Genomic DNA, 5226 nt, shown 5'->3' with positions numbered 1-5226 from the left:
CGCTGCTGGTCGGCGCGCTGGCGCTCATTGAGCGGGATGAGCTTGTGAATGAGGCGCTCGGCATGCACCCAGCACAGGGCATGCAGCAGGATGGCGAACTGCCCGGCCCCGTCGCTGACGATGACCAGCTCGCGCGAGAGGCCCTTGGCCAAGACGCCTGCGAGCAAGGCGCCCTCGGTGGCGATGCGCTGGTGGCGCTCCGTGGTGATGCCCAGGTCGCTGAGGTGCTTCTCCCACGCCGGCGTCGTGGTGAGCGCGCGGATCGGCGAGGCCGTCAATGCCTCACGCATCGCCCGGGGTAGCCCCTGCGTATGCCAATACGCCGCGGCCTCCTCGTCGCAATGGTAGCGGCAATCACCGCCCTGCAGCAGCGTGAGAAAGTTGATCCGGCGCTTGCTGTCGGTGCTGCTGAACCAAGCTAAAGAGGTCGTTGCCGATCTGCGTGACGTCGCCGTTGCGTCCCTGATGGCGTGCCCCTGAGTCGTCGACCGTGATGGCGGAGCTGACCTCTAGGCCGACGTCGAGGAGGGCATCCTTCTCGGCAAAGAAGTCCGCGTTGTGCCCGCTGAGCAAGGCATCGATCTGCCCGACCGAGACATCAATGCCCCAGGCGAGCAGCTGATCGCGCAGCAGCGGCTGCGTGACATGACAGTGATGGTATTGGTAGAGCACGTAAGCACGCAGCCCCGTGCCGAAGTGGCTGCCTTGCAGCGTGCTCGGAAGCTCACCGCGCAGCCACTCGCCCTGTGGGGTTTGCCAGACTTCAAGACGATAGCGGATGTTCTGCGCCGCGATCTTGAGATCCTGAACGACGAAATCGCGATACCCCTTCAGGCGCGAGCCAGGAGGAAGCGGCTCATGCGGCGGAATGCGCTGCTCATCATGAATGGTCAACTGCGCCGTCTTGGAGCGCTTGCGCGAGCCTGCGCGCTTGCCACCACCGCCCAACTTCCCTGCGCCGTTGCGCTTGCGATCATCCTGCTGCGCCATCCCGCTGGGCTTGAAGCGCGGCTTGCCTTTCTCGCCCTTGACCACGGCGATCTCATCGCGTAGCTGTTGGATGCTCTCGGCCTGCAGCTGCGTCCTTTCGGCCAAGGCCTCGATCAGTCCCAACAACTGCTCAACCAGCGGCGTGCGCTCTGCGGCGGGAATGTCAGGAAGCTCGATCAAGGCCGATCTACTCCAGACAACTCAGGGCACGAACGATGGGACTCTGGCGCCAGAGTAGCGGTTCAGCGCACCCAGGGTGCCGCGACTTATTGAGAAGTTACGCCCGCGCAACCTCAATTCCTGCCTTACCCTGTCGTACTGATGCGGCTCCCAGCTGTGGTCCCGCACATTTTCCGGCACACCTGAACAGCAGGTTCTCATGGTCATCCGCGACTTCATCAATCGCTCTCCGATCCTGGGACGATACCAAGTCTAGGTCGCCTGAGCCGGCGCTCTGCGCCCAACTGCGGGCAAAAAGGAGCTCGAGTCCCGCCCAAAGCGACAATGGTCGCGTTGAGACGACGTTTGGCCTATGCTTTGATATATGCCAACAGGTCCGGGATTTTCGCCATGCAATCTGAACGACATGTGCGCCTCTTTCGCAATGGGCGCAATCAAGCGCTGCGAATTCCACGCGACTTGGAACTGGATGCCGATGAGGCCATGATTCGCCGTGACGGCGAGCGGCTGATCATCGAGCCCGTCAAGCGCCGAACTGATCTCGCGGCGCTGCTGACCGGCTGGAAACCCCTCGATGAGACCTTCCCGGATATCGACGAAGGGCTTCTGCCGCTGGACGATATCCGACTCTAGCTCGCCTCAGCCCATACCCCATGTCAGCGCTGCGCTACCTTCTCGACACCAACGTCCTTTCCGCGCTGATTCGCGAGCCGCAAGGCCCAGTCGCGGCGATCCTAAGCCGCCGTGGTTACGACCGGGTGTGCACCAGCCTCATTGTCGCCGCCGAGCTGCGCTTTGGGGCACTCAAGCGCGGCTCGCCCGTCCTCGTCACCAAGGTCACAGACCTACTCGTGTCCATGCCAGTCTTGCCGCTTGAGGCCGGCGTCGATGAAGCCTACGCGAAGGTGCGCCTCTCGCTGGAGCAAGCTGGAGCACCAATCGGCCCCAATGACTTGCTGATCGCCGCCCATGCCCTCGATCAGGACCTGACGCTGGTCACGGACAACGCGGACGAATTCATGCGGGTACCAGACCTTCGGGTCGAGAACTGGCTCGCCTCGCAGCGCTGAGCGCGTCGAATCGCGCCTTGGCGGTCGCTCAACGCCCTGGACGGCGCAGTATCCGACCTTGCGCCTCTTGGGTGTTGAGCACCCTCGTCATCTTGGCCCTTAAACCACGCTGCTGTATGGCAGGGATCGGACCAACAGGAAACACCCGCCAGGCTTGAGCGCCCAGGATCTGCGTCTGTCTCTTCGATCTCGCTCCCGTCGCGAGCGGCTACCAACCTCCATACTGCGCCGGCGCCGTGCCATGCGCTTCCAGGATCTCTAGCTCATGGCTCGCGGACTCCACATCGATCCGCTCGACCAGCAGCTCGAATCGCCAAGCGTCGCCGAAGTCGAACAGAAAGCCGATGCGCATCCCCTCGCAGAGCGCGAGGTCGCCGACCTTGACCTCGTCCGCCACACACTCGGACTCACCCGCCAGATCGGGGTGATCGATCTCCAGAGTGCGCCCGAAGCGATCCTTGTAGCTGAAGCGGTAGAGATGATCCGTATCGTCGAAGTCGAAGGCGGCAAGAATGGTGGCCGCCAGGGTGTCGAGACCGATGTCGCCCCCAACGGCGATCCGCCGCCAGCAGTCCTTCTCCAGCGCCACCTTGATCAAATGCCGGCCAGGCTGGAAATGCTCCTCGGGGATCTCCAATTCCTTGCGCCAGTTTGCGATCTGCTCGCGCAACGGCCGACTCCAACGCTCGAAACGCGCCAGCGCATCGAAAAACTCCACATCACTGAGGGCTGGTATGGCCGATTCCGCCTCGAGCGTCCAAGGCAGGCGCATGTAGTCCGCGAGGTCGCTCAGCAAGGCACGCCCCCACGCGGTGAGCGCAACGCGCGCGGCCTGCCATCCCTTGCCGTGTTCGGGTGGCATGGCCCGCAGCTCGACGAAGCCAAAGAGCTCCAGCAAGGCCAAATGGTGGAGGCCGGGGGAATAGCGGAGCACATCTGCGTCCTGGGCTGTCTCATAGCTCAGCTCGCCCGTCTCCCGCAGCCGATCGAAGAAGGTGACGATTTTCATCGATGCATCCCCGCCCCACGTCTGGCGCTCGCCGATGATCTCTTCGCTCGAGCGCCCCCACCAGGCCTTCAGCAAGGCGAAGTAGCGCTCGGCAGCATTGAGGGAGCACCAGGATGCGAGGACGACGGGATCGAGATGCAGACGCGGCTTCTTCGACGCGGTGTCGATCAGCCCCAGGCCGCTCGCACGCAGCACCAGATACAGACCGTTGATGTGCGGATAGGACTTCTGCTGCGCGCGCTTCAGCCCCAGCTCCAGCGGACGGGCGAGACGCTGATTGATGGTCTCCAGGGTCTTCATGGCGAACAGATGGCCCGGCGTGAGCGGCAGCCCCTGCTCGCCGATCAGGTCCAACAGGGCCTCGAAATCTCGCAGGATGGCTCCTGGCGGGTGGCGCTCGAAGTCCGGTACGTTGAGCCCATGGGCAGCAGAAGCCATGGGCTCGTGGGTGTGGTTCTTGGTCATAAGTCTGCGATCAGTTTGATCCAGATCTTCCTGGAACAGGTTTTGGAATCCAACAAAGATAGGTCCCGAGATCAGCAGGTTCCCGAGAATGACGAGCAAGACGGTAGCGGCTCGGCCATTCAGACCAGGGATGAGCCCTGCGGTGCCAACCCCGCGGACCCAGGGTCTAGGGGCTTATCTACACCCCGGAAATTCAGCACCAGAAGAGGCTACAAGATCGATTCGACGAGCCGAGCACCACCCAACAGCGCAACGCAGAAGCGCCGATGCAGATCGCATGGCGAGCCTAAGGTCTCCTGGGCAAAGCGTCTCTGCAAGCGGATGACTGATGACCCTAGAATCGGCAATTCGAGCCAGGCAACTGGCACACCAACCCGCGCCGATACAAACGCAGTCGTCCGATACCCAGCGGCTCTCCTGCCGGATGAGACAAGTCGACTTTACCTCACCCGAGAGGCCCAAGGATGAGCAGAGCAGGCAGCAGAAGAATGCAGATCGCCGCGATCCGCCATCCTGAGACCGGCATACCCCGCAGCCGGGCATGTAAACCGCGTATCCCGATACCAATGCCGACGATCAAAGCCAAGAGGACGATCACCAATGCGAGTAATCCGCGCGTCCGGCAGTCAATCGCCGAAACGGGCGTGAAGTACAGGGCAACAACCGACAGCGGGGCGAGTCCAGGCAGAAGAATGTGCTGGGTGAACGAGCGCATGGACAGAGTCTGGATCAACCAAGGCCGAGCGAAAACCCCGCGCTCAAGTATCGCCATCCTGCCGCAGAAGTGGATCGCCGACCGCCGGTCAAGGCGGTCTCGCACAACGTCGTCAGACTTGGCACGCCAGGCGCGCACCTGCACACTCGGCTAGAATCGCATCATGATCGTCGCATAGAAGGTGCGGCTCGCCAACGGCAGATCCTGCGGCAACGAGGTCCCGGCCGAGGCCTCCTCCAGATTGCCGTTCAGGAGGTTGCGGATGTCGAGCTGCAGGGAGACCTGCTTGGTCAGGTCGTGGCGGATGAGCAGATCGAGCTGGCCGTATTCCGGTGCTTCGTCTCGCGTATCGTTCGCCACGCAGGCACGGTCGCCGACGTACATCCCTTGAAGCCGGAGTGTCGCGTCTGCGCTCGTGATACCCGTCGGGTCGATCCCTCGCCGACGGGACTCGCGCAGGGCGACAACCTTCTCAGCCCGGGCCGTCCCGCTCCGGGTCGCTGCTCCGCCTCGAGTAGCGCCGTTGGCGCACTCGGGCTACGCACGACCCTACGACGAATGACTCTACGGCGTGTGTGACTGCGCTTTGCATATTGCCTTCACGACGAAGGACTCACGTCCTTCGTCATAATCCCGGGTGCCGAATAATGCCTGGTAGTCCTGGCGTCCTGCTTTAAGTTCTTTTTCGATCAGTGTTTTACGGCTGATGCCGTAATTGCCGACCCGGCATTATTCTGATTGTTTCCCAGTGGCAAGTCATCCGATTAGCCACAGAGGAAACAGCATGAACGAGCACT

Annotated in this window: 5 protein-coding genes and 1 pseudogene; 2 read left to right on the top strand and 4 right to left on the bottom strand. The window is 62.4% G+C overall.

The features are described from left to right. Positions 1 to 1170: pseudogene (locus tag G3446_RS28495) on the bottom strand (IS66 family transposase); the annotation flags it as partial. 390 nt (positions 1171 to 1560) lie between these two features. Between G3446_RS28495 and G3446_RS25510 the strand changes: the two are divergent. Continuing rightward, positions 1561 to 1803, top strand: a complete 243-nt coding sequence (locus G3446_RS25510; protein ID WP_164456482.1) for an antitoxin — start codon at positions 1561 to 1563, stop codon at positions 1801 to 1803. Between the two features lie 20 nt (positions 1804 to 1823). Further along, positions 1824 to 2240, top strand: coding sequence for a type II toxin-antitoxin system VapC family toxin (locus tag G3446_RS25505; RefSeq protein WP_164456481.1), 417 nt, complete (start codon positions 1824 to 1826; stop codon positions 2238 to 2240). 208 nt (positions 2241 to 2448) lie between these two features. Here G3446_RS25505 and G3446_RS25500 read toward each other — a convergent pair whose 3' ends face one another. The 3 genes from G3446_RS25500 to G3446_RS25490 form a co-directional block, all read right to left on the bottom strand. Beyond that, a complete protein-coding gene (locus tag G3446_RS25500; protein ID WP_164456480.1) occupies positions 2449 to 3714 on the bottom strand; it encodes an IS1096 element passenger TnpR family protein in 1266 nt (421 codons plus the stop codon). A gap of 445 nt (positions 3715 to 4159) precedes the next feature. Further along, positions 4160 to 4429 (bottom strand): hypothetical protein, encoded by a 270-nt coding sequence (locus G3446_RS25495; protein WP_164456479.1) that lies wholly within the window; start codon positions 4427 to 4429, stop codon positions 4160 to 4162. A 150-nt stretch (positions 4430 to 4579) separates the two neighbouring features. Next, positions 4580 to 4813 (bottom strand): TonB-dependent receptor, encoded by a 234-nt coding sequence (locus tag G3446_RS25490; protein WP_245232772.1) that lies wholly within the window; start codon positions 4811 to 4813, stop codon positions 4580 to 4582. Positions 4814 to 5226: the final 413 nt, after the last annotated feature.

This window comes from Thiorhodococcus minor (assembly GCF_010820565.1).
In the GTDB taxonomy this organism is placed as follows: domain Bacteria; phylum Pseudomonadota; class Gammaproteobacteria; order Chromatiales; family Chromatiaceae; genus Thiorhodococcus; species Thiorhodococcus minor.
Note: the sequence above shows the minus strand (reverse complement) of the source record. Positions and strands in the feature narration are given on the sequence as shown.

Coding starts and splice junctions, on each gene's coding strand:
- G3446_RS25505 (WP_164456481.1), top strand. CDS start 1,824: ATGTCAGCGCTGCGCTACCTTCTCGACACCAACGTCCTTTCCGCGCTG.
- G3446_RS25490 (WP_245232772.1), bottom strand. CDS start 4,813: ATGTACGTCGGCGACCGTGCCTGCGTGGCGAACGATACGCGAGACGAA.
- G3446_RS25510 (WP_164456482.1), top strand. CDS start 1,561: ATGCAATCTGAACGACATGTGCGCCTCTTTCGCAATGGGCGCAATCAA.
- G3446_RS25495 (WP_164456479.1), bottom strand. CDS start 4,429: ATGCGCTCGTTCACCCAGCACATTCTTCTGCCTGGACTCGCCCCGCTG.
- G3446_RS25500 (WP_164456480.1), bottom strand. CDS start 3,714: ATGACCAAGAACCACACCCACGAGCCCATGGCTTCTGCTGCCCATGGG.